Origin of the sequence: Pseudomonas graminis (assembly GCF_001705435.1) — a bacterium.
GTDB lineage: Bacteria > Pseudomonadota > Gammaproteobacteria > Pseudomonadales > Pseudomonadaceae > Aquipseudomonas > Aquipseudomonas graminis_B.
On record NZ_MDEN01000069.1, the window covers coordinates 778,771 to 796,548 of the forward strand.

The 17,778-nt window shown below is 61.8% G+C and carries 17 protein-coding genes; 12 read left to right on the plus strand and 5 right to left on the minus strand.

Annotated elements, in window-relative coordinates; translation table 11 throughout:
- The first annotated feature begins 60 nt into the window (after window positions 1-60).
- The 9 genes from ihfB (at window position 61) to fabF (ending at window position 9,212) form a co-directional block, all read left to right on the plus strand.
- A complete protein-coding gene (gene ihfB / locus BBI10_RS25710) occupies window positions 61-360 on the plus strand; it encodes an integration host factor subunit beta (protein WP_037011901.1) in 300 nt (99 codons plus the stop codon).
- A gap of 17 nt (window positions 361-377) precedes the next feature.
- Window positions 378-617 carry a LapA family protein gene (locus BBI10_RS25715; RefSeq protein ID WP_065992987.1) on the plus strand — a complete coding sequence of 80 codons (240 nt, stop codon included), beginning with the start codon at window positions 378-380 and terminating at the stop codon, window positions 615-617.
- A gap of 196 nt (window positions 618-813) precedes the next feature.
- Window positions 814-2,187, plus strand: coding sequence for a phosphomannomutase/phosphoglucomutase (locus BBI10_RS25720; RefSeq protein ID WP_065992989.1), 1,374 nt, complete (start codon window positions 814-816; stop codon window positions 2,185-2,187).
- A gap of 123 nt (window positions 2,188-2,310) precedes the next feature.
- The gene (locus BBI10_RS25725) at window positions 2,311-3,279 is read left to right on the plus strand and encodes a UDP-glucose 4-epimerase family protein (protein WP_065992990.1); all 969 of its coding nucleotides are present in this window, start codon (window positions 2,311-2,313) and stop codon (window positions 3,277-3,279) included.
- Window positions 3,276-4,292 (plus strand): MraY family glycosyltransferase, encoded by a 1,017-nt coding sequence (locus BBI10_RS25730; RefSeq protein WP_065992992.1) that lies wholly within the window; start codon window positions 3,276-3,278, stop codon window positions 4,290-4,292. Before BBI10_RS25725 ends, BBI10_RS25730 begins: the two co-directional genes overlap by 4 nt.
- A gap of 109 nt (window positions 4,293-4,401) precedes the next feature.
- Entirely contained in the window at window positions 4,402-6,396 is a 1,995-nt protein-coding gene (locus BBI10_RS25735; protein ID WP_065992994.1) for a polysaccharide biosynthesis protein, read from the plus strand.
- Window positions 6,397-6,593: 197 nt separating this feature from the next.
- Window positions 6,594-6,926, plus strand: a complete 333-nt coding sequence (locus BBI10_RS25740; protein ID WP_065992995.1) for a ComEA family DNA-binding protein — start codon at window positions 6,594-6,596, stop codon at window positions 6,924-6,926.
- A gap of 167 nt (window positions 6,927-7,093) precedes the next feature.
- A complete protein-coding gene (locus tag BBI10_RS25745; RefSeq protein ID WP_065992996.1) occupies window positions 7,094-7,897 on the plus strand; it encodes an SDR family NAD(P)-dependent oxidoreductase in 804 nt (267 codons plus the stop codon).
- 40 nt (window positions 7,898-7,937) lie between these two features.
- Window positions 7,938-9,212: a beta-ketoacyl-ACP synthase II gene (gene fabF, locus BBI10_RS25750; protein ID WP_065992997.1), complete on the plus strand. Its 1,275-nt coding sequence runs from the start codon at window positions 7,938-7,940 to the stop codon at window positions 9,210-9,212.
- A gap of 59 nt (window positions 9,213-9,271) precedes the next feature.
- Here the strand turns inward: fabF and BBI10_RS25755 are convergent, their stop codons facing one another.
- The 4 genes from BBI10_RS25755 to dsbD all read right to left on the minus strand — a co-directional run bounded on the left by BBI10_RS25755 (window position 9,272) and on the right by dsbD (window position 13,411).
- Window positions 9,272-9,835, minus strand: a complete 564-nt coding sequence (locus BBI10_RS25755; RefSeq protein ID WP_065992998.1) for a TetR/AcrR family transcriptional regulator — start codon at window positions 9,833-9,835, stop codon at window positions 9,272-9,274.
- Window positions 9,836-9,984: 149 nt separating this feature from the next.
- Window positions 9,985-10,752: a thiol:disulfide interchange protein DsbG gene (dsbG, locus tag BBI10_RS25760; protein ID WP_065992999.1), complete on the minus strand. Its 768-nt coding sequence runs from the start codon at window positions 10,750-10,752 to the stop codon at window positions 9,985-9,987.
- Entirely contained in the window at window positions 10,749-11,624 is an 876-nt protein-coding gene (locus BBI10_RS25765) for a TlpA disulfide reductase family protein (RefSeq protein WP_065993001.1), read from the minus strand. Before BBI10_RS25765 ends, dsbG begins: the two co-directional genes overlap by 4 nt.
- Window positions 11,624-13,411, minus strand: a complete 1,788-nt coding sequence (dsbD, locus tag BBI10_RS25770; RefSeq protein ID WP_065993003.1) for a protein-disulfide reductase DsbD — start codon at window positions 13,409-13,411, stop codon at window positions 11,624-11,626. The genes BBI10_RS25765 and dsbD overlap by 1 nt, the downstream gene beginning before the upstream one ends.
- 152 nt (window positions 13,412-13,563) lie before the next feature.
- On the opposite strand from dsbD, the gene BBI10_RS25775 reads away from it, so the two are divergent.
- Entirely contained in the window at window positions 13,564-14,247 is a 684-nt protein-coding gene (locus BBI10_RS25775; protein WP_065993005.1) for a response regulator, read from the plus strand.
- Entirely contained in the window at window positions 14,244-15,578 is a 1,335-nt protein-coding gene (locus BBI10_RS25780) for an ATP-binding protein (protein WP_065993007.1), read from the plus strand. Before BBI10_RS25775 ends, BBI10_RS25780 begins: the two co-directional genes overlap by 4 nt.
- 71 nt (window positions 15,579-15,649) lie before the next feature.
- Here the strand turns inward: BBI10_RS25780 and BBI10_RS25785 are convergent, their stop codons facing one another.
- Window positions 15,650-16,099, minus strand: a complete 450-nt coding sequence (locus tag BBI10_RS25785; protein WP_065993009.1) for an SgcJ/EcaC family oxidoreductase — start codon at window positions 16,097-16,099, stop codon at window positions 15,650-15,652.
- 357 nt (window positions 16,100-16,456) lie between these two features.
- On the opposite strand from BBI10_RS25785, the gene BBI10_RS25790 reads away from it, so the two are divergent.
- The gene (locus BBI10_RS25790; RefSeq protein WP_065993011.1) at window positions 16,457-17,734 is read left to right on the plus strand and encodes a serine/threonine transporter; all 1,278 of its coding nucleotides are present in this window, start codon (window positions 16,457-16,459) and stop codon (window positions 17,732-17,734) included.
- Window positions 17,735-17,778 lie beyond the last annotated feature (44 nt).

A 17,778-nucleotide genomic window follows, 5' to 3' on the forward strand; every position in this document is an offset into this window, starting at 1 on the left:
CAGGTCATGCTAAAACCTTCAAAGCGCTTTACCTAGCTGCTTGAAAAAGAAGGGAAAAACATGACGAAGTCGGAGTTGATCGAACGAATTGTCACCCATCAAGGACTGCTCTCATCCAAAGATGTGGAGCTGGCCATCAAGACCATGCTTGAGCAGATGTCGCAGTGCCTCGCGACGGGCGACCGTATTGAAATACGCGGCTTCGGCAGCTTTTCCCTGCATTATCGCGCGCCTCGCGTAGGCCGCAATCCAAAGACAGGCCAGTCTGTCAGCCTCGATGGCAAGTTCGTCCCTCACTTCAAGCCAGGCAAAGAGCTCCGCGACCGGGTGAACGAAGAAGAGGAGCACGAGCTCCAATAGCTCTTTGAGGAGTTCTCATGCGAAATGTGAAGCGTCTGATCTTTTTAGTTATCGCCCTGTTGATCGCAGCGGCGATTCTCGTATTTGTGCTGGAAAACCAGCAAACCGTCGCACTGGTATTCTTTGGCTGGAACGCGGCCGAGCTGCCTGTTGCCGTGCCGGTGATCTTCGCACTGCTGGTGGGCATGTTGATTGGCCCGCTGTTGGTTTCAGTCGCGCGTCTGCGCAGGAAGCCCAAAGCGTCACGCCTGCCCTGATAGAATCCCCGCGCGCCAGACGCCTCAACGCTTGCGTTGAAGATAATTACAAGCGCACCTATAACTAATTCCCTTTTTCAATGCCTAACCCACGCCTCAAGCTTTCAGGCGCGAGGGTTGCGTGCAGTTCTTCATTCGAGCTGCTTCTACTGAACAGAGGAACCTTCGGGTTTTTTCGTCGCATAGGTTTTTACACATGAATTCCGACTATCCCGCTCTTCAGACTCGCTGCTTCAAGGCCTACGACATCCGTGGTCAGGTGCCTAATGACCTTGACGATGACATCGCGTACCGCATCGGGCGGTCCATGGTTGTCGAACTGGGTGCCAAAAATATCGTCGTGGGCCGAGACATGCGTCTTGAAAGCCCGGCCTTGGCTCAAGCGTTGATCAAAGGCATCCAGGAAGCCGGCGCGGATGTCATCGACATCGGCCTGTGCGGCACCGAAGAAGTCTATTTCGCCACCAGCCACTACGAAGCAGACGGCGGCGTAATGGTCACGGCCAGTCATAACCCGAAGGGTTATAACGGCATGAAGCTGGTGCAGAAGTCGTCTCGTCCTATCAGCGGTGACACCGGCCTTGATGCCATTCGCCAGCGCGTCGATGCGGGCGATTTCGGTCAGGTTGCCGCCCAGCACGGCAGCGTTCAGTCCAAGCCGGACAAAACGGCCTACATTCAGCACCTGCTGACCTACGTCAAAGACGCCGATCTTCGTCCACTGAAGATCCTCGCTGATCCGGGCAATGGCGCGGTCGGTCCTGCACTGGAGGCGATCCGCTCCCAGCTGCCGTTCGAGTGGGTCATCATCAACGCTGAGCCGGATGGCAACTTCCCTAATGGCGTACCGAACCCGCTGCTGCCGGAAAACCGCAGCATCACCCGCGACGCGCTGCTCAAGCACGGTTGCGACCTGGGTCTGGCCTGGGACGGCGATTTCGACCGTTGCTTCTTCTTTGACGAGCAGGGCCGTTTCGTCGAGGGCTACTACCTGGTGGGCCTGCTGGCAGAAATGCTACTCAAGCAACACCCGGGCTCGAAAATCATTCACGACCCGCGCCTGACCTGGAACACCATTGATCAGGTCGAGCAGGCGGGCGGCACGCCGGTGCTGTGCAAAACCGGCCACGCCTTTATCAAGGAGCGCATGCGTCTTGAAGACGCCGTGTATGGCGGCGAAATGAGTGCGCACCACTACTTCCGCGATTTCGCCTATTGCGACAGCGGCATGATCCCGTGGCTGCTGGTCGCTGCACTGATGTCGGTGTCCGGCAAGAAGTTCTCGCAGCTGGTCGATGAGCGCATGGCGGCCTACCCGTGCAGCGGCGAGATCAACTACAAGGTCGACGACGTCAAATCCATCATCGCCAAGATCCTGGAGCACTACACGCCGTCCTGCTCGAACATCGACAGAACCGACGGCATCAGCCTTGAGTTCGCTGAGTGGCGTTTCAACCTGCGCGGTTCGAATACCGAGCCGTTGCTGCGTCTGAACGTCGAGAGCCGTCGTGATCCAGCCCTGGTCGAAGCCAAGGTGAAAGAGATCGAAGCGTTGATCAACGGCAAGTGATGCACTTGGCACGCGGTCCTGCTGACTGAATGGCAGGGCCGCGAGCCAATCGTCTACAATGGCGCCGCTGCCCCGCAGCGGCCGTCATGATTGACGACGAATTCTTATGTGCATGGATCGGATATGACCAGAAAAATCCTGGTAACAGGCAGTTCGGGATTTTTGGGAACAGCGCTGGTTGACCACCTTGCACACCTGCCTGACACGCACATTGTTGCGGTCAGCCGACGGGCGATGCCCCATTATTCTGCAAACGTCACGACGGCCGCTGTTGCCGGGCTGACTGCCGACACCCCATGGCAAGCAGTGCTGCACGACGTCGATACGGTCGTTCATGCTGCAGCGCGGGTGCATCTCATGCACGACACCGCGGCTGACCCCCTTTCGCTGTACCGGGAGGTCAACACCCTCGGCACGCTGAACCTCGCTGAGCAGGCCGCCGCAGCCGGTGTCCGGCGCTTCATCTTTATCAGCACGATCAAGGTCAACGGCGAGTCCACTGCGCGGGGCCAATGCTTTCGTCCGTGCGACGCGCCCAATCCGAGCGATCCCTACGCCATCTCCAAGCACGAAGCAGAACAGGGCCTTCTGGCGCTGGCAAAGACCTCTGCGATGGAAGTGGTGATCATCCGTCCGGTGCTGGTGTACGGGCCCGGCGTCAAGGCGAACTTCCTGCAACTGATGCGCACCCTGCGCAAAGGTGTGCCGCTGCCGCTCGGTTCGGTGAACAATGCGCGCAGCCTGGTCTCGCTGGACAATTTGATCGACCTGATCCGCGTCTGCATCGATCATCCTGCCGCCGCGAACCAGGTCTTTCTGGTCAGCGACGGCCAGGACCTGTCGACCACCGAACTGGCCGCCCGCCTCAAATCGCACATTGGGGCATCGGGTTGGCTTATCCCCGTCCCCGAATCCCTTATCATGCTCGGCGCCTCACTGTTGGGTCGCACATCGGCGGCCGAGCGGGTGCTGGGTTCGCTGCGGGTGGACATCAGCAAAAATCGCGAACGGTTGCAGTGGCAGCCCCCGGTGTCGGTAGAGGACGGCCTGAAAAAGACCGTCGAGCATTTTCTGGTTACGGATCGAGCATGAATTATTGGTGGGTCGCGGTTGCTGTTGGGGTGTTGTCGTTTGCGCTGACGCATGTATTGCGACGATATGCATTGCACAAGAGCCTGCTCGATATTCCCAACGGTAGAAGCTCTCATACGATCCCGACGCCACGGGGCGGCGGTGTGGCGATTGTCATCAGTTACCTGGTGGCACTGGTCTGGATGCTTTGTGCGGGGCTGATCGGGCGCGATCCGTTCCTGGCCATGTTCGGCGCGGGGGCGTTGATCGCGGCGCTGGGGTTTCTCGACGATCACGGCCACATCGCGGCGCGATGGCGCTTGTTGGGGCATTTCTTCGCCGCGGCGTGGGCGTTGTTCTGGCTGGGAGGTCTTCCGCCGATCAGCGTGTTCGGCATGACCCTCTCCCCGGGCGTGATCGTCAACGTGCTGGCGGCGTTCTACCTGGTCTGGCTGCTTAATCTGTACAACTTCATGGACGGAATCGACGGCATTGCCAGCGTCGAGGCGATCTGCGTCTGCGTCGGTGCGGCGATCATCTACGCCCTCAGCGGTGTCGCCACGCTGGTGTGGCTGCCGGTCCTGCTGGCGTGCGCAGTGGCGGGCTTTCTGGCCTGGAATTTCCCCCCGGCAAAGATCTTCATGGGCGACGCCGGCAGCGGGTTTCTCGGCATCATGCTCGGTTGTCTGTCGCTGCAGGGCGCGTGGATTTCCTCGCAGTTCTTGTGGGTATGGCTTATTCTCCTCGGGGTTTTCATCGTAGACGCTACCGTAACCCTCATCCGTCGGCTCATTCGGGGCGACAAGGTCTATGAGGCGCACAGAAGTCACGCTTATCAATTCGCCTCGCGCCGTTTTGGCAAGCACCTTCCCGTGACGTCCGCAGTCGGTGTAATCAATCTGTGCTGGCTGTTGCCGGTCGCTGTAGGTGTCACCCGTTTCGGGCTGGACGGGGCACTCGGCGTGATCATTGCTTACGCTCCATTGCTCGCCCTGGCAGTCATCTTCAAGGCAGGGGCGCTTGAAAAAAGCTGAGCGTGGACATTGGCGCTGATGCTGTTGATCCGATTCCCTTGCGGGACAGGAATCAATGGCCGGTGCAAGGGTCGACTGAAAGGAGTTTGAACGCGTGCTTGAGGGGACAATGGAGAAAATTCGCACTTCGCTGCTGGCGCTGCCTCGCCGGCACAAGCGGATCATGCAGGTCGCCGCAGACGTCTGTCTGATCTGGTTCGCGTTGTGGATGGCGTTCGTCGTTCGCCTGGGCATCGACGAGCTCATCAATCCCCTGGAAATCCATACCTGGCTGTTCGCAAGCGCCCCCGTGGTGGCCATCCCGCTGTTCATTCGGTTCGGCATGTACCGCGCGGTCATGCGTTATTTCGGCAACGACGCGCTGATCGCGATCATCAAAGCCGTCAGCCTTTCGGCCCTGATTCTCGGGGTCGTGGTCTACCTCTACAGCAATCACCAGCACGTTGTGCCGCGATCGGTGATGTTTAACTACTGGTGGCTGAGCCTGGTGATGATCGGTGGCCTGCGGCTGGCCATGCGTCAGTACTTCCTCGGCGACTGGTTCTCTGCCGCTCGCCATGTGCCGTTCGCGACCCGTGACGATGGCCTGCCCAAAGTGGCCATTTACGGCGCCGGCGCGGCAGGTAATCAACTGGTTGCCGCCTTGCGCATGGGCCGGTCGATGCGCCCCGTGGCGTTTATCGATGACGACGACTCGATCTCCAACCGGGTCATTTCCGGGCTGCAGGTCTACAAGCCCAAGCACATTCAGCAGATGATCGATGTGACCGGCGCCCAGGAAATCCTGCTGGCGATTCCGTCGTCAGCCCGTGCGCGCCGCCGGGAAATTCTCGGCTTTCTCGAAGGCTTCCCGCTGCATGTTCGCAGCGTGCCGAATTTCTCTGATCTGGCCGCCGGCCGGGTGAAGGTCGACGATCTGCAGGAAGTCGACATCGCCGACCTGCTCGGCCGCGACGCCGTACCTGCCCAGGAAGAACTGCTCGAACACTGCATCAAGAACCAGTGCGTGCTGGTGACCGGGGCAGGGGGCTCGATCGGCTCGGAGCTGTGCCGGCAGATCCTGCTGCTGAAGCCGACCACGCTGCTGCTGCTCGATCACAGCGAATTCAACCTGTACACAATCCTCACCGAACTGGAGCGGCGCGTGGCTCGTGAGTCGCTCAAGGTCAAGTTGCTGCCGATCCTGGGCTCGATTCGCAATCACGCCAAGTTGCTGGACGTGATGAAGACCTGGCAGGTCAATACGGTCTACCACGCGGCGGCCTACAAGCATGTGCCGATGGTCGAGCACAACATCGCCGAGGGTGTGCTCAACAACGTGGTCGGTACGCTGAATGCGGCCCAAGCCGCGCTGCAGGCCGGCGTGGCGAACTTCGTGTTGATCTCCACCGACAAGGCCGTGCGCCCGACCAATGTGATGGGCAGCACCAAGCGCCTGGCCGAGCTGACGTTGCAGGCACTGAGCCGGGAAACCGCGCCGGTGATGTTCGGCGACCGCTCCAATGTGCATCAGGTCAACAAGACCCGATTCATCATGGTGCGATTCGGCAATGTGCTGGGGTCGTCCGGCTCGGTGATCCCGCTGTTCCATCAGCAGATCAAATCCGGTGGGCCGCTGACGGTCACGCACCCGAAAATCACCCGCTACTTCATGACCATTCCGGAAGCGGCGCAGTTGGTGATCCAGGCCGGTTCCATGGGGCAGGGCGGCGACGTGTTTGTGCTCGACATGGGCGAGCCGGTGCGCATCATCGAGCTGGCCGAGAAGATGGTGCATCTGTCGGGCCTGAGCATCCGCTCGGAACACAACCCCCAGGGCGACATTGCCATCGAGTTCACCGGGCTGCGGCCTGGCGAGAAGCTCTATGAGGAGCTGCTGATCGGCAACAACGTGGCAGCGACTCGCCACCCGATGATCATGAGCGCCCAGGAAGACTTCCTCACGTGGGACGTCTTCAAGCAAAGCCTTTCGCAGCTGCTCAAGGCGTTGGACGACGATGATTACACCCGCGTGCGGCAGATCCTTGGGGACACCGTCAGTGGCTATGCGCCCGAGGGCGATATCGTCGACTGGATTCATCAGCAGCGTCGTCGGGAACCCTGAGTACACGCACACCGGAAACCTTTTCTTACTCAGCCAAATGATCGCTGAAACGGGCGCCAGGCCGCTGTGCACGGGGCCTGCGAGACAGGACATATCCGGTCACCGATCCCTGCGTTGACGCACTGCCGCCATCGGCTAGGTTTGGGAAGCAGCTCAGGAATGCTGCTTCCACTTACGATGCCGATGGAGCATGACTCATGCGTACTTCTTACCTGTCCTCTCTGATCTTCGCACTGCTGGCGAGTACGTCCCTCGCCGTGACTGCCGCACCTGCCGCCACCCCGCCGGACGCCAGCAAACCTGCCATGTCCGCGCCGGCGAGCATGCAGGACGCCAAGGTCAATCTCAACAGCGCGAGTGCGGAAACCCTTCAGAAAGAGCTGTCCGGCATTGGCGCCGCGAAGGCCAACGCCATCGTCGCTTACCGTGAAGAACACGGCGGCTTCACGGCGGTGGACGAGTTGCTCGAAGTGAAGGGCATCGGCAAGGCGCTGCTGGACAAGAACCGCGACAAGCTGTTGATCAACTAAAACCCTGTGAGCAAAGGCCGATCACTGATCGGTCTTTTTTATGCCTGCAATAAACCAGGGCCGGCCAATCACGCACAGAATGAAAAATGTCGACTGACATATTATTTTTTAAATTACGGATGTAATATCTCTCCGCCGCTACGCTTACCTTCCCACGGAGAACGTTCATGACTACTCAGACTCAAGGCAAAGCTGTCATCACCGGCGCCTCGTCGGGCATTGGCTTCACTTACGCGGACCGGCTGGCACGGCGCGGATTCGATCTGGTGCTGGTGGCCCGTGACCAGGCGCGGCTGGAAGCACTGGCAACCGATCTGCGCGCCAAGCATTCGATCCACGTCGAGGTGGTGAAAGCCGACCTGACCCAGCCCGACGACGTCAGCGTTCTCGAGCAGCGTTTGCGCTCGGACGCATCGGTCACTTTGCTGGTGAACAACGCCGGGGTTGCACTGAGTACGCCCCTTGCCGAATCGGATCTGGGCGAGGTGGATCGCCTGATTCAACTCAATATCGTGGCGCTGACCCATCTGGCATCAGCTGCAGCGGCCGGTTTCGCGGCGCGCGGCACCGGGGCGATCATCAATATCGCGTCCGTTGTGCCCATGCTGCCGGAGCGCTTCAACGCGGTGTACACGGCCAGCAAGGCCTATGTGTTGAGCCTCAGCCAATCGCTGGCCGTCGAGATGAGCGAACGGGGCGTGCAGGTTCAGGCGGTGATGCCCGGTGCCACACGCACTGAAATCTGGGAGCGCGCGGGCATGGACATCAACGCCTTCCCGCCGGAAATGGTCATGGACGTCAACGAAATGGTCGACGCCGCGTTGGCCGGGTTTGATCAGCAGGAGCGGGTGACCATTCCGTCGCTGCCCGATGCCGCGCACTGGCAGGCGTTCACCCAGGCACGCCTGGCGCTGGGCCCGAATCTGTCGCTGCAGCACGCGGCGCAGCGTTACAAAACGGCTGGCGCGTAAGGGTGCCGGCCACTGCCAAAAACGAGGAGAAGGTGAACCCATGAGTGAGCGTCGCATCGTAGTGACGGGTATGGGGCTGGTAACGCCATTGGGCTCCGGCGTCGAAGCGGTATGGAAGCGGTTGCTCGAAGGCCGCTCCGGCATTGTGCAGTTGCCTGAGGGGACGGTGGCTGATTTGCCGGGCAAAGTCGGCGGCCCGGTGCCGACACTGGAGCAAGACCCTGAAGCCGGGTTCGATGCTGACGCTGCGGCGCCGCCCAAAGAGCAGAAGAAGATGGACCGTTTCATCCTGTTCGCCCTGGGTGCTGCGCAACAGGCGGTCAAGCAGGCGGGCTGGGTGCCGTCCACCGAAGAGGAGCGCGAACGCACCGCGACCATCATCGGCGCCGGCGTCGGTGGATTCGGCGCCATCGCCGAGGCCGTGCGCATTACGGACAGCCGCGGGCCGCGGCGCCTGTCGCCGTTCACCATTCCGTCGTTTCTGGTCAATCTGGCAGCCGGGCATGTGTCGATCCAGCACGGTTTCAAAGGCCCGTTGGGCGCGCCGGTCACTGCATGTGCGGCGGGTGTCCAGGCGATCGGCGATGCCGCGCGGCTGATTCGCAACGGGGAGGCGGACGTGGCCATCTGCGGTGGCGCCGAAGCCTGTATCGACCGCGTCGCCCTGGGCGGTTTTGCGGCCGCCCGTGCGCTCTCCCATGGCTTCAACGACACGCCGGAGCGCGCCTCGCGGCCCTTCGACCGTGACCGCGACGGCTTCGTCATGGGCGAAGGCGCGGGGATCATCGTTATCGAAACCCTGGAGCACGCACTTGCCCGCGGTGCAACGCCCATCGTCGAGCTGGTCGGCTACGGCACCAGCGCGGACGCTTATCATCTGACTGCAGGGCCGGAGGATGGCAGTGGCGCGCGTCGAGCGATGCAGGCAGCGATCCGTCAGGCGGGCATCCAGCCTGCCGACGTCCAGCACGTCAACGCCCACGCCACGTCCACCCCGGTGGGCGACAAGGGTGAAATGGCGGCGATCAAAACGGTGTTTGGTGACCAGAATGGCGTCGCGGTGACGTCGACCAAATCCGCCACCGGGCATTTGCTCGGCGCAGCAGGCGGGATCGAGGCGATCTTCACGGCGTTGGCGATCCGCGATCAGATCGCGCCGATGACCCTCAATCTGGAGAACCCCGACGAGGCGGCGGTGGGCATCGACATCGTCCGCGGCAAGGCGCGCCCGATGAACATCGAGTACGCGCTGTCCAACGGTTTTGGCTTCGGGGGCGTGAACGCCAGCGTGCTGTTTCGTCGCTGGCATCCCTGAGAGGCATCAGTGAAACAAACGTCACGCTTCCCTGCCGAGAAAGGGCAGGGAAGTGAGCGTCAGCCCTCGACCAGTTGCTTGAGCTGATCGCGGGTGGTTTCCAGAATCCGCTCGGCCAGCGCCGGATCCTTTGCGCTGCGCGCCAGCACCATCGCCCCCACCAGCCCGGACATCAGCATGACGCTCTTGTCGCTGCTCTGCCCATCGGCCGGCATGCCTGCATCAAGGGTTGCGAGCATGCGATGAATCAACTCGTCGGTGATCTCGCTCGGTTGCCCGCGCTGGCCCAGTTCGGACGCCATGGTCGGCAACGGGCAGCCCTTTTCCGGGTGATCGCGATGGGCGGTCGACAGGTACAGGTCGATGAACGTCTGGGTCGAGCTGTCTTCCGCCAGTTTCTCGGCGCGTGCGGCCTGCAGCTGGTCGACGGCGCAGCGCAGGGATTTCTCGACCAGGTCGTCCTTGGATTTGAAGTGGGCATAAAAACCACCGTGGGTCAGGCCCAATGCCTTCATCAACGGCTGCAAACCGGTGGCGCCGATGCCGTCACGGCGAAAGCGCGCGGCGGCTTCCTGAAGGATGCGCTGGTGGGTCTGGGCTTTGTGATCTTCGGCGTAACGCATGGAGCGAGCCTCCCGAGTGTGGCTCTTGAAATGGTGGTCGACATTTTTACACGGATGACAGGCCGGTGCAGTACCCGCGTTGAAACACGAGCTGCCACCGGTCAGAGCGCCCCGTCCACCACCACCCGCCCACGACGGCGGATATTCGGCTATTTTGGCCCCATCATTTTCGCCAGCGCCTCAGGCCGGGGTGCGCCTTGTTGCTGCTGAAGGTGCCCGGCCTCGTCCTTGTAGAAAATCGACGGCGTGGCGGAAAGGCCCATGCCTTCCATCAGTTTCATGTTGGCGTCGAGCTTGGCCTGGATGTCTTTGGGGACGTTCTGCATGGCCTTGAGCGTGCTGGCTTTGCCCGCCTGCTCGTGGTTCTGCAGCGCCAGTTCCGGGTTCACGTCGGCCAGCAGGCTCGCGGCTTTGGCGGCGCTGTCCTCGCGGATCACGCCGACCATGATGTGGCGCAGTTGCACTTTGCCGGACTTCACCCAAGGCCGGGCCTGCTCCCAGAACAGGTTGCAGTACGGGCAGTTGGCGTCGCTGAACAGGTAGATGATTTTCGGCGCAGTCTTGGCGCCGTCGGCGATCCAGGTGCTGTTTTCCAAGCGGCCCCACATCGCCTCGGACATCGGCCCATAGACCAGCTTCTGCAGGGGCGCGGTGCTCAGGTCCTCGCCCTTTTCATTGAATAGATTGCCGGCCAGCACATGCTTGCCGTCGGGGGTGAGGTACAGCGCCATGCCCTGATTCTGGTACTCGGCGGCGTAGCCCTTCAGTCCTGCCGGCGCGTCGAAGCTGCCTTTGATGGTCGCGCCCTTGGCTTCCAGCGCCTTGATCGGGGCGGGCAGTTCTTCGGCGTGGGCCAGCGCGCCTGGCAGGCTGAGCGAAACGGCGATAGCGATGAGCGCAGGGCGCATGATGTTCATGGGGTGGTCCTCTGTTGCGAAGAAGGGGGTGACGAAGGCTGTGAAGACGTCGGTGAAGAAGCGCTCGACGGCTGGCTGAAGCCGTCCAGGTAATGGGTGAGGCTGGCGCTGGACAGTTCGCCCAGATGCCCGTCCAGTTGACGGCCGTTCATCCCGTAAAACAGCGTGGTGGGCAGGGCGGCTGAACCGGCGCGGCGGCCCAGTTCGCCGCTGTCATCGAACAGCACGTTGTCCAGTTGCAGACCCTGGCTGCTGAGAAACGTCGCCACTTCACGGGGGCTTTCTCCCTGATTGACGAACAGAAATACGACGTCGGGATTGGCCTGCTGCGCGGCTTGCAGCACGGGCATTTCCCGGCGGCACGGCGGGCACCACGTCGCCCACAGGTTGACCACCAGTTTGCGGCCTGTGTAATCGCGCAGCTGCACGGACTCGCCGGCGCCGTTGCGCAGCGTCAGATCCGGCAGCGGGACATCCCGACGCAGGCTTTCAATGGCCAGACTACTCAGCCACCAGAACAGTAACCCGCTGGCGACGCCCCATCCCAGTGGCCTGCGCTGCAACGGTCGGCGCCACGCGATGACAGCGGCGCCGACCACAATTGCCAGAACACCGGGCCAGGCACTGAAGCCGCCGTCGCGGATATCAACGATGCGCAGCAGGTCGCTTTCATACTGCGCCCAGTAGCGCACGACGAACGCCAGACGCGCCACCAGCAGTCCGAACATAAACAGGCCGAAGACGGCGCGTTCCGGGTTTATTCGCTGCTTGCGGCCACTGATCCAGCCGACCAAAGTCGCCAGCGCCAGGGCAACAAGCAGCAGCAAATGATTAAGCGACAGGGCGAACGGCCCCACGGAAAAACTCAGCATCAGTCGCGCCCCCGGGTGGTTTGCCAGTGCTGCAAAAACCCGTCGAGGCCCACTTCTCCGGTGATACGCCGGTCGCGTCGTTCGCTGCCGTCCGGTGCGATCCACACCAGCGTCGGCGGGCCCGGCACGTTGAAACGATCAAGCAGCGCCCGGCTGGCGTCGTTGTCTGCTGTGACATCAAGGCGCAGCAGGCGCACGCCGTTCAAGGCCTGCAGGGTTTCAGCTTTGGCGAACACGGTCTTTTCCATGATTTTGCAGGACACGCACCAGTCAGCGTAATAGTCGACCAGCACCCACTGCCCAGCGGCTGCTGCAGCGGCGAGTTCGCGGTCCAGGGCCTGCGGTTCCTTGATCGTGGTGAACGCGTCATGGGCCGCGCTTGGGGTGGATGATTTCGACCCGCTGTAGACCTTGAGCGGTTGCCAGGGGTCGTCGCCACCCGCCGCCGCGCCGATCACCATCATCAGGCCCCACAGGCCTACGAGCAGACCGACGGGTGCGCAGAGGCGTGAGGCGCGTTGCAACGGCCGGGTCTGCACGATGGCGCTGTAGGCAAAGATGATCAGCAATGCACCGAACAACCCCAACCACAGTACCTCGGCGAGCAACGGCCGAATCATGATCAGCGCGGTGCCCAGCAACAGGAAGCCGAAGAGGCCTTTTATCAGATTCATCCAGGCGCCCGGTTTTGGCAGAAAGCGCGTGCCGAGCGTGACCAGCAGCAACAGTGGCAGGCCCATGCCCACGCCCATGACGAACAACACCAGCGCGCCGTGCAGCGCATTGCCGCTCTGGGCGATATACAGCAGCGCGCCGGCCAGTGGGGCGGTCATGCACGGGCCGATCATCAGCCCCGACAGCGCGCCGAGGGCAGAGGCGCCCAACAGACTGCCGCCGTGGCGCTGACGCCCGGCCTTGTCCAGACGGTCGCGCAGGAAGCCCGGCAACTGCAGCTCGAAGAAGCCGAACATCGGCAGCGCCAGCACCACAAACAGCACCGCGAAACTGCCCAGCAGCCACGGCTGTTGCAGGGTCGATTGCAGGTTGCTGCCCAGCAGCGCGGCGACCACGCCGAGCCCGGCGTAGATCATCGCCATGCTCAGCACGTAAACGCTGGCCAGCGCTAAGCCCCGTGCGGGTCTTGCGCCGCTGCCGACCACCACGCCGGCCAGGATCGGCAGCATCGGCAGTGAACACGGCGTGAACGCGAGCAGCAGACCCAACCCGAAAAACGCCAGCAGGCTCAGGGCCAGTGAACGTTGCACCAGGCCACTCGCCAGTGCCTCGTCCTCTGCCTGATTGCCGACGTTGTTGCCTTTTTCAGTGCTGGCCGGTTGCGCGTTGCCGCTGCCGACATCAACGAGCTGGCTTTGCGGTGGATAGCACAACCCGGCATCGGCGCAGCCCTGCCAGCTCACTTTGATCTGACCGTTGGCCGAGGCCGGGATTGTCAGTTCAAGGGCCTGCCGATAGACCTGCTGCTGGCCGAAATACTCGTCGTGATGGTCCTCGCCGGTCGGCAGGCCGGGCTGCTGCTCCTGGCTCAGTCCGTCGAACTTGAGCCGTTGCTGATACAGGTAATAACCGTCCGCAATCTGCCAGTACAGGCGGGTTTTCCCGGACGCCAGTCGCTCCGAGGTAAAAATGAAGGCGTCCTTCGCCGACAGAAAATCAGGCTTCTCGCTGAAGAGTGAAGGACCGGATTTCGCCGGGAAGGGATCCTCGCCGGGCACTGCCTGCGCCAGTAACGGGATCAGCATCAGAATCATCAACCACAACCTACGCATGCTCACCTTCCAATCCTTATGAATGGGGCGCAGCCTGCGCAGTGGCGATTAACAGTCGATTAACGCTGTGCGGCGCGTCGTGTCTGCGGCGGCTCGTGCATAATCCGCCGTTAATCCCTCTGCGCTTCAATCGCCTTTTTTCGGGGCCGACCATGCACGTACTGCTTTGTGAAGACGACGACCTGATTGCCAGCGGCATCGTCGCAGGCCTTGATGCCCAGGGCCTGACAGTGGACCGCGTGGCCACGGCCTCATCGGCGCGGGCGATGCTGTCGGCCGCACATTTCGACGTGATGATCCTCGACCTCGGCCTGCCCGATGAAGATGGCCTGAAGCTGTTGCGCCAGATTCGCCAGCAGGGCGTGGAAATCCCGGTGCTGATTCTTACCGCTCGCGATACCGTCACCGACCGTGTCGACGGCTTGCAGGCCGGCGCTGACGATTACCTGCTCAAGCCCTTCGACCTGCGTGAACTCAGCGCGCGCCTGCACACCCTGGTGCGACGCATGGCCGGGCGCAGCGTCAATGTGATCGAACATGGCGTGCTCAGCTATGACCCGAGCAGCCGGGAAACCCGCCTTGCCGGTCAGCCGGTCGATCTGTCCCGCCGGGAACAGGCCCTGCTGCAAGCGTTGCTCAACAACAGCGGTCGCGTGCTTTCGGGCGAACAGTTGAAGGACTGCGTGTACGGCTTCGGCGACGAGGTCGAGAGCAACGCCCTCAATGTTCATATCCATCACCTGCGGCGCAAGCTGGGCGGCCGCATTATCGAAACCGTCCGCGGGCTCGGTTATCGCCTCGGCCCGGCCGGCCATGATTCGGAGCCCACGCCATGATGAGCCTGCGCACGCGGCTGAGTCTGATTCTGGGCTCGGCGTTCATTCTGATCTGGGTGCTGGCGGCGGCGTGGATGCTGCGCGACTTGCGCACGCAGATGATGCAGTCCCTCGATCAACGCCTTGAGGCCTCGGCGCGCATGGTCGCCGGGCTGCTCGAGCAGATGCAGATGCCCACCGGCAGCGACACCCGCTCGCTGCGGGCCGACGATCCGGCGTTGCCCAACGGCATGGCATGTCAGTTGAGCTCCCTGCGCGGGCAGGTGCTGGCGCGCACCGACAGCTCGCCGAGCGAACCGCTGAAGGCCGACGCCAGCGGCTTCCATGACCAGATGATCAACGGCGACCATTGGCGCGTGTACACGATGATGCATGGCAATGTACGGGTGAGCACCGCCGACCGGCAGATCGAGCGCGACGTGCTGGGGCACTCGGTGCTGCTGGCGGCGTCGGTGCCGGTGCTCGTCGCGCTGTTCGGCAGCCTGGCGCTGGTCTGGTTCGGCATCGGCCGGGGGCTGGCGCCGCTCAACCGCATGCGCGATGCCTTGAATCGGCACAGCGCCGACTCGGTCGAGCCGCTGGACGTGCCCAACCTGCCCAGCGAGTTGCAGCCGCTGCTGGTCAGCCAGAACCAGCTGTTTCAGCGCATTGCCCAGACCCTTGAGCGCGAGCGTCGGCTGACCGGCGACGCCGCCCATGAACTGCGCAGCCCGCTCACTGCCATCAAAACCCATCTGCAAGTGGCGCGGATGACCGAGGGCGAAAAACGCGATAAAGCGCTGGCCCATGCGGAGGAGGGCGCCGATCGCATGCACCGCACCCTCGAACAGCTGCTGCTGTTGGCGCGGGTCGAGGGCAGCCTGTCGTTTGATGACGGTGTGCAGTGCGACGCCGAACAGGTCGCTCGGCTGGCCATTCACGACGCCAGTCACGGCAACGAGCAGCGCATCGACCTTATCCTGCCGACGCAGTTGTCCAGCGCCGCCGTACAGATGCCGGCGGCGCTGGCGGTGGCCGCGCTGCGCAATCTGCTGGACAACGCGCTGCGCCACAGCCAGGCCGCGGCGCAGGTGGAACTGAGTGTTGAAACCTTCGACGGGCAGGCGCATTTCCGCGTTCGCGACCATGGACCGGGGATTCCCGAACCGGACCTGGACAAGCTCACCCAGCGCTTCTGGCGCAACGGCAAAAGCCCCGGCGCTGGCCTGGGCCTGGCGATTGTCCAGGCCATCGTTCAACGCTGTGCGTGTTCGCTGCGCTTTGACAGCCGTCAGGACGGTTTGCGGGTGGAGCTGAGCATGCCGTTGCGGCGCGACGTCGCAGGCGAGTGATGTGTGGGAAGGGTCTGAAATGTGAGTCGGCCTGGCGTTGGACGTCAGGCCGGCTGTTTACTGAATGTGCGTTACTCGGGCATGGCTGAGGAATGGTGGGATGTAATCAGCCACTGGTTATCCACGTGTGTATAAGTGAAGGTGTAACGCGCTTTGACGCTTGAGTGGTCGTTAAAACGAAAGGTGTAAAGGCCGGTGTCGATTGCGGTATTGCAACTTGTCATCACAGTGCTGCTGTCGACAGTGCCCACCGGTTTGTTTTCAAGGAAGTGATTGAAGTAATCAAGTTTGCCCGCAAGGTCTGTTCTGGGCTGGTTGGAGAGGGTGGGCAGCAGCACGGCATCGGCGGTGTAGTTCGCCGCCACCTTGCTCGAATCGCCGGTTTTCAGGGCGTCATTCCAGCGGTCGAACAGCATTGCGGCCTGCTGCTTGTCAAGTGTTGCGCATTGATCGGAGGTAGTGTTTGCACTGGCGAACGAGCTGGCAGTGAGTAATGTGATAACAGCGAAAGTCTTGAACATGAGTTGCCTTCCATGGGCGGTTGAATGTAGATCGAGAGCCTAGTGCAGGAGGAAGTAAACGTGTACTGCCGTGGATTTACAATTCGTTTCGCGAACTAATTTTTGCATATCCGGCGTGGGAAGTTTCCGCTTTGATAAGTAAGAAGAGTTACTTATTTGCGCCGGAAGTTAAGCCGGTTTGAAACTTTCATTCTCCGGTTCCGCACGCTTTTGGTCCGACAAGCCTTTGATTCTGCTCTCCAATCCCGGACAATCGCGCCCCTTTCCCTGTAGAGAACCGGTCAGGGGCGCCGACTGCCACGTTTTTCGACGCGCTTTTGACCATGTAGCTATCACCGGCAACGGAGAATCGACCGGATGAATGATCAGGCCAACAGCGTCGAACACACCGTCGACGCCGCCCCCGCGAGCGTAACGACCTGGAACCGCAACGACACCACCTGGATGCTCGGGCTGTTCGGCACCGCCATCGGCGCAGGCACGTTGTTTCTGCCGATCAACGCAGGTATCGGCGGGTTCTGGCCGCTGGTGATTCTGGCCGTGCTGGCCTTTCCGATGACTTTCTACGCGCACCGCGGGCTGACCCGTTTCGTACTGTCGGGGCGCGATGGCGCGGACATCACCGAAGTGGTCGAGCAGCATTTCGGCAGGAAAGCCGGTGCCTTGATCACGCTGCTGTATTTCTTCGCCGTGTTTCCGATCCTGCTGATCTACAGCGTGGCGCTGACCAACACCGTAGGGAGTTTCATGGAGCACCAACTCCATGTGCAGCCGCCGCCCCGGGCGCTGCTGGCGTTTGTGCTGATCCTTGGCTTGCTGGCGGTGGTGCGTTGCGGTGAGCAGATCATCGTCAAGGCCATGAGCCTGATGGTGTACCCGTTTATCGTGGCTTTGCTGTTCCTCGCGGTGTTTCTGATTCCCCACTGGAACGGCGGCATTCTCACCACGGCCAGCAGCTTTCCGGCACCCTCGTCGTTGCTGCACACCCTGTGGCTGGCGATTCCGGTGATGGTCTTCTCGTTCAACCATTCGCCCATCATCTCGGCATTTGCCGTCGACCAGAAGCGTCAATACGGCGAGCAGGCCGAACCGCGCAGCTCGCAAATCCTGGCCCGCGCCCACCTGCTGATGGTGGTCATGGTGCTGTTCTTCGTCTTCAGCTGCGTGCTGACCCTGGCGCCTGAGCAACTGGCGGAAGCCAAGGCGCAGAACCTGTCGATCCTGTCTTATCTGGCCAACCACTTCAGCAACCCGACCATCGCGTTTGCCGCGCCGCTGATTGCGTTCGTCGCGATCACCAAGTCGTTTCTGGGCCATTACATCGGCGCCAGTGAAGGCCTCAAAGGTCTGGTGATGAAGACCGGCCGCCGTCCTTCGCCACGTCTGCTCGATCGCCTGACCGCAGGCTTCATGCTGGTGGTCTGCTGGCTGGTGGCGACGCTCAACCCAAGCATTTTGGGGATGATCGAAACCCTCGGCGGCCCGGTCATTGCCGCACTGCTGTTCCTCATGCCGATGTACGCCGTGCGCAAAGTGCCGGCCATGCGCCGGTATGCGGGCAAACTGTCGAACGTGTTTGTGGTGGTGATCGGGTTGATCTCGATTTCGGCATTGGTTTATTCGTTGTTGCAGTGACGCTTCAAGTGGGGCGGAGGGCAGATCGTCCGTCTTCCTGAAGC

Bases quoted from the DNA above. Each gene is read 5' to 3' on its own strand.
- BBI10_RS25790 (WP_065993011.1), top strand. From the start codon at position 16,457: ATGAATGATCAGGCCAACAGCGTCGAACACACCGTCGACGCCGCCCCC.
- BBI10_RS25775 (WP_065993005.1), top strand. From the start codon at position 13,564: ATGCACGTACTGCTTTGTGAAGACGACGACCTGATTGCCAGCGGCATC.
- dsbG (WP_065992999.1), bottom strand. From the start codon at position 10,752: ATGAACATCATGCGCCCTGCGCTCATCGCTATCGCCGTTTCGCTCAGC.
- BBI10_RS25720 (WP_065992989.1), top strand. From the start codon at position 814: ATGAATTCCGACTATCCCGCTCTTCAGACTCGCTGCTTCAAGGCCTAC.
- BBI10_RS25740 (WP_065992995.1), top strand. From the start codon at position 6,594: ATGCGTACTTCTTACCTGTCCTCTCTGATCTTCGCACTGCTGGCGAGT.
- BBI10_RS25765 (WP_065993001.1), bottom strand. From the start codon at position 11,624: ATGCTGAGTTTTTCCGTGGGGCCGTTCGCCCTGTCGCTTAATCATTTG.
- BBI10_RS25780 (WP_065993007.1), top strand. From the start codon at position 14,244: ATGATGAGCCTGCGCACGCGGCTGAGTCTGATTCTGGGCTCGGCGTTC.
- BBI10_RS25745 (WP_065992996.1), top strand. From the start codon at position 7,094: ATGACTACTCAGACTCAAGGCAAAGCTGTCATCACCGGCGCCTCGTCG.
- BBI10_RS25735 (WP_065992994.1), top strand. From the start codon at position 4,402: ATGGAGAAAATTCGCACTTCGCTGCTGGCGCTGCCTCGCCGGCACAAG.
- BBI10_RS25755 (WP_065992998.1), bottom strand. From the start codon at position 9,835: ATGCGTTACGCCGAAGATCACAAAGCCCAGACCCACCAGCGCATCCTT.
- BBI10_RS25715 (WP_065992987.1), top strand. From the start codon at position 378: ATGCGAAATGTGAAGCGTCTGATCTTTTTAGTTATCGCCCTGTTGATC.
- BBI10_RS25730 (WP_065992992.1), top strand. From the start codon at position 3,276: ATGAATTATTGGTGGGTCGCGGTTGCTGTTGGGGTGTTGTCGTTTGCG.
- BBI10_RS25785 (WP_065993009.1), bottom strand. From the start codon at position 16,099: ATGTTCAAGACTTTCGCTGTTATCACATTACTCACTGCCAGCTCGTTC.
- dsbD (WP_065993003.1), bottom strand. From the start codon at position 13,411: ATGCGTAGGTTGTGGTTGATGATTCTGATGCTGATCCCGTTACTGGCG.
- ihfB (WP_037011901.1), top strand. From the start codon at position 61: ATGACGAAGTCGGAGTTGATCGAACGAATTGTCACCCATCAAGGACTG.
- BBI10_RS25725 (WP_065992990.1), top strand. From the start codon at position 2,311: ATGACCAGAAAAATCCTGGTAACAGGCAGTTCGGGATTTTTGGGAACA.
- fabF (WP_065992997.1), top strand. From the start codon at position 7,938: ATGAGTGAGCGTCGCATCGTAGTGACGGGTATGGGGCTGGTAACGCCA.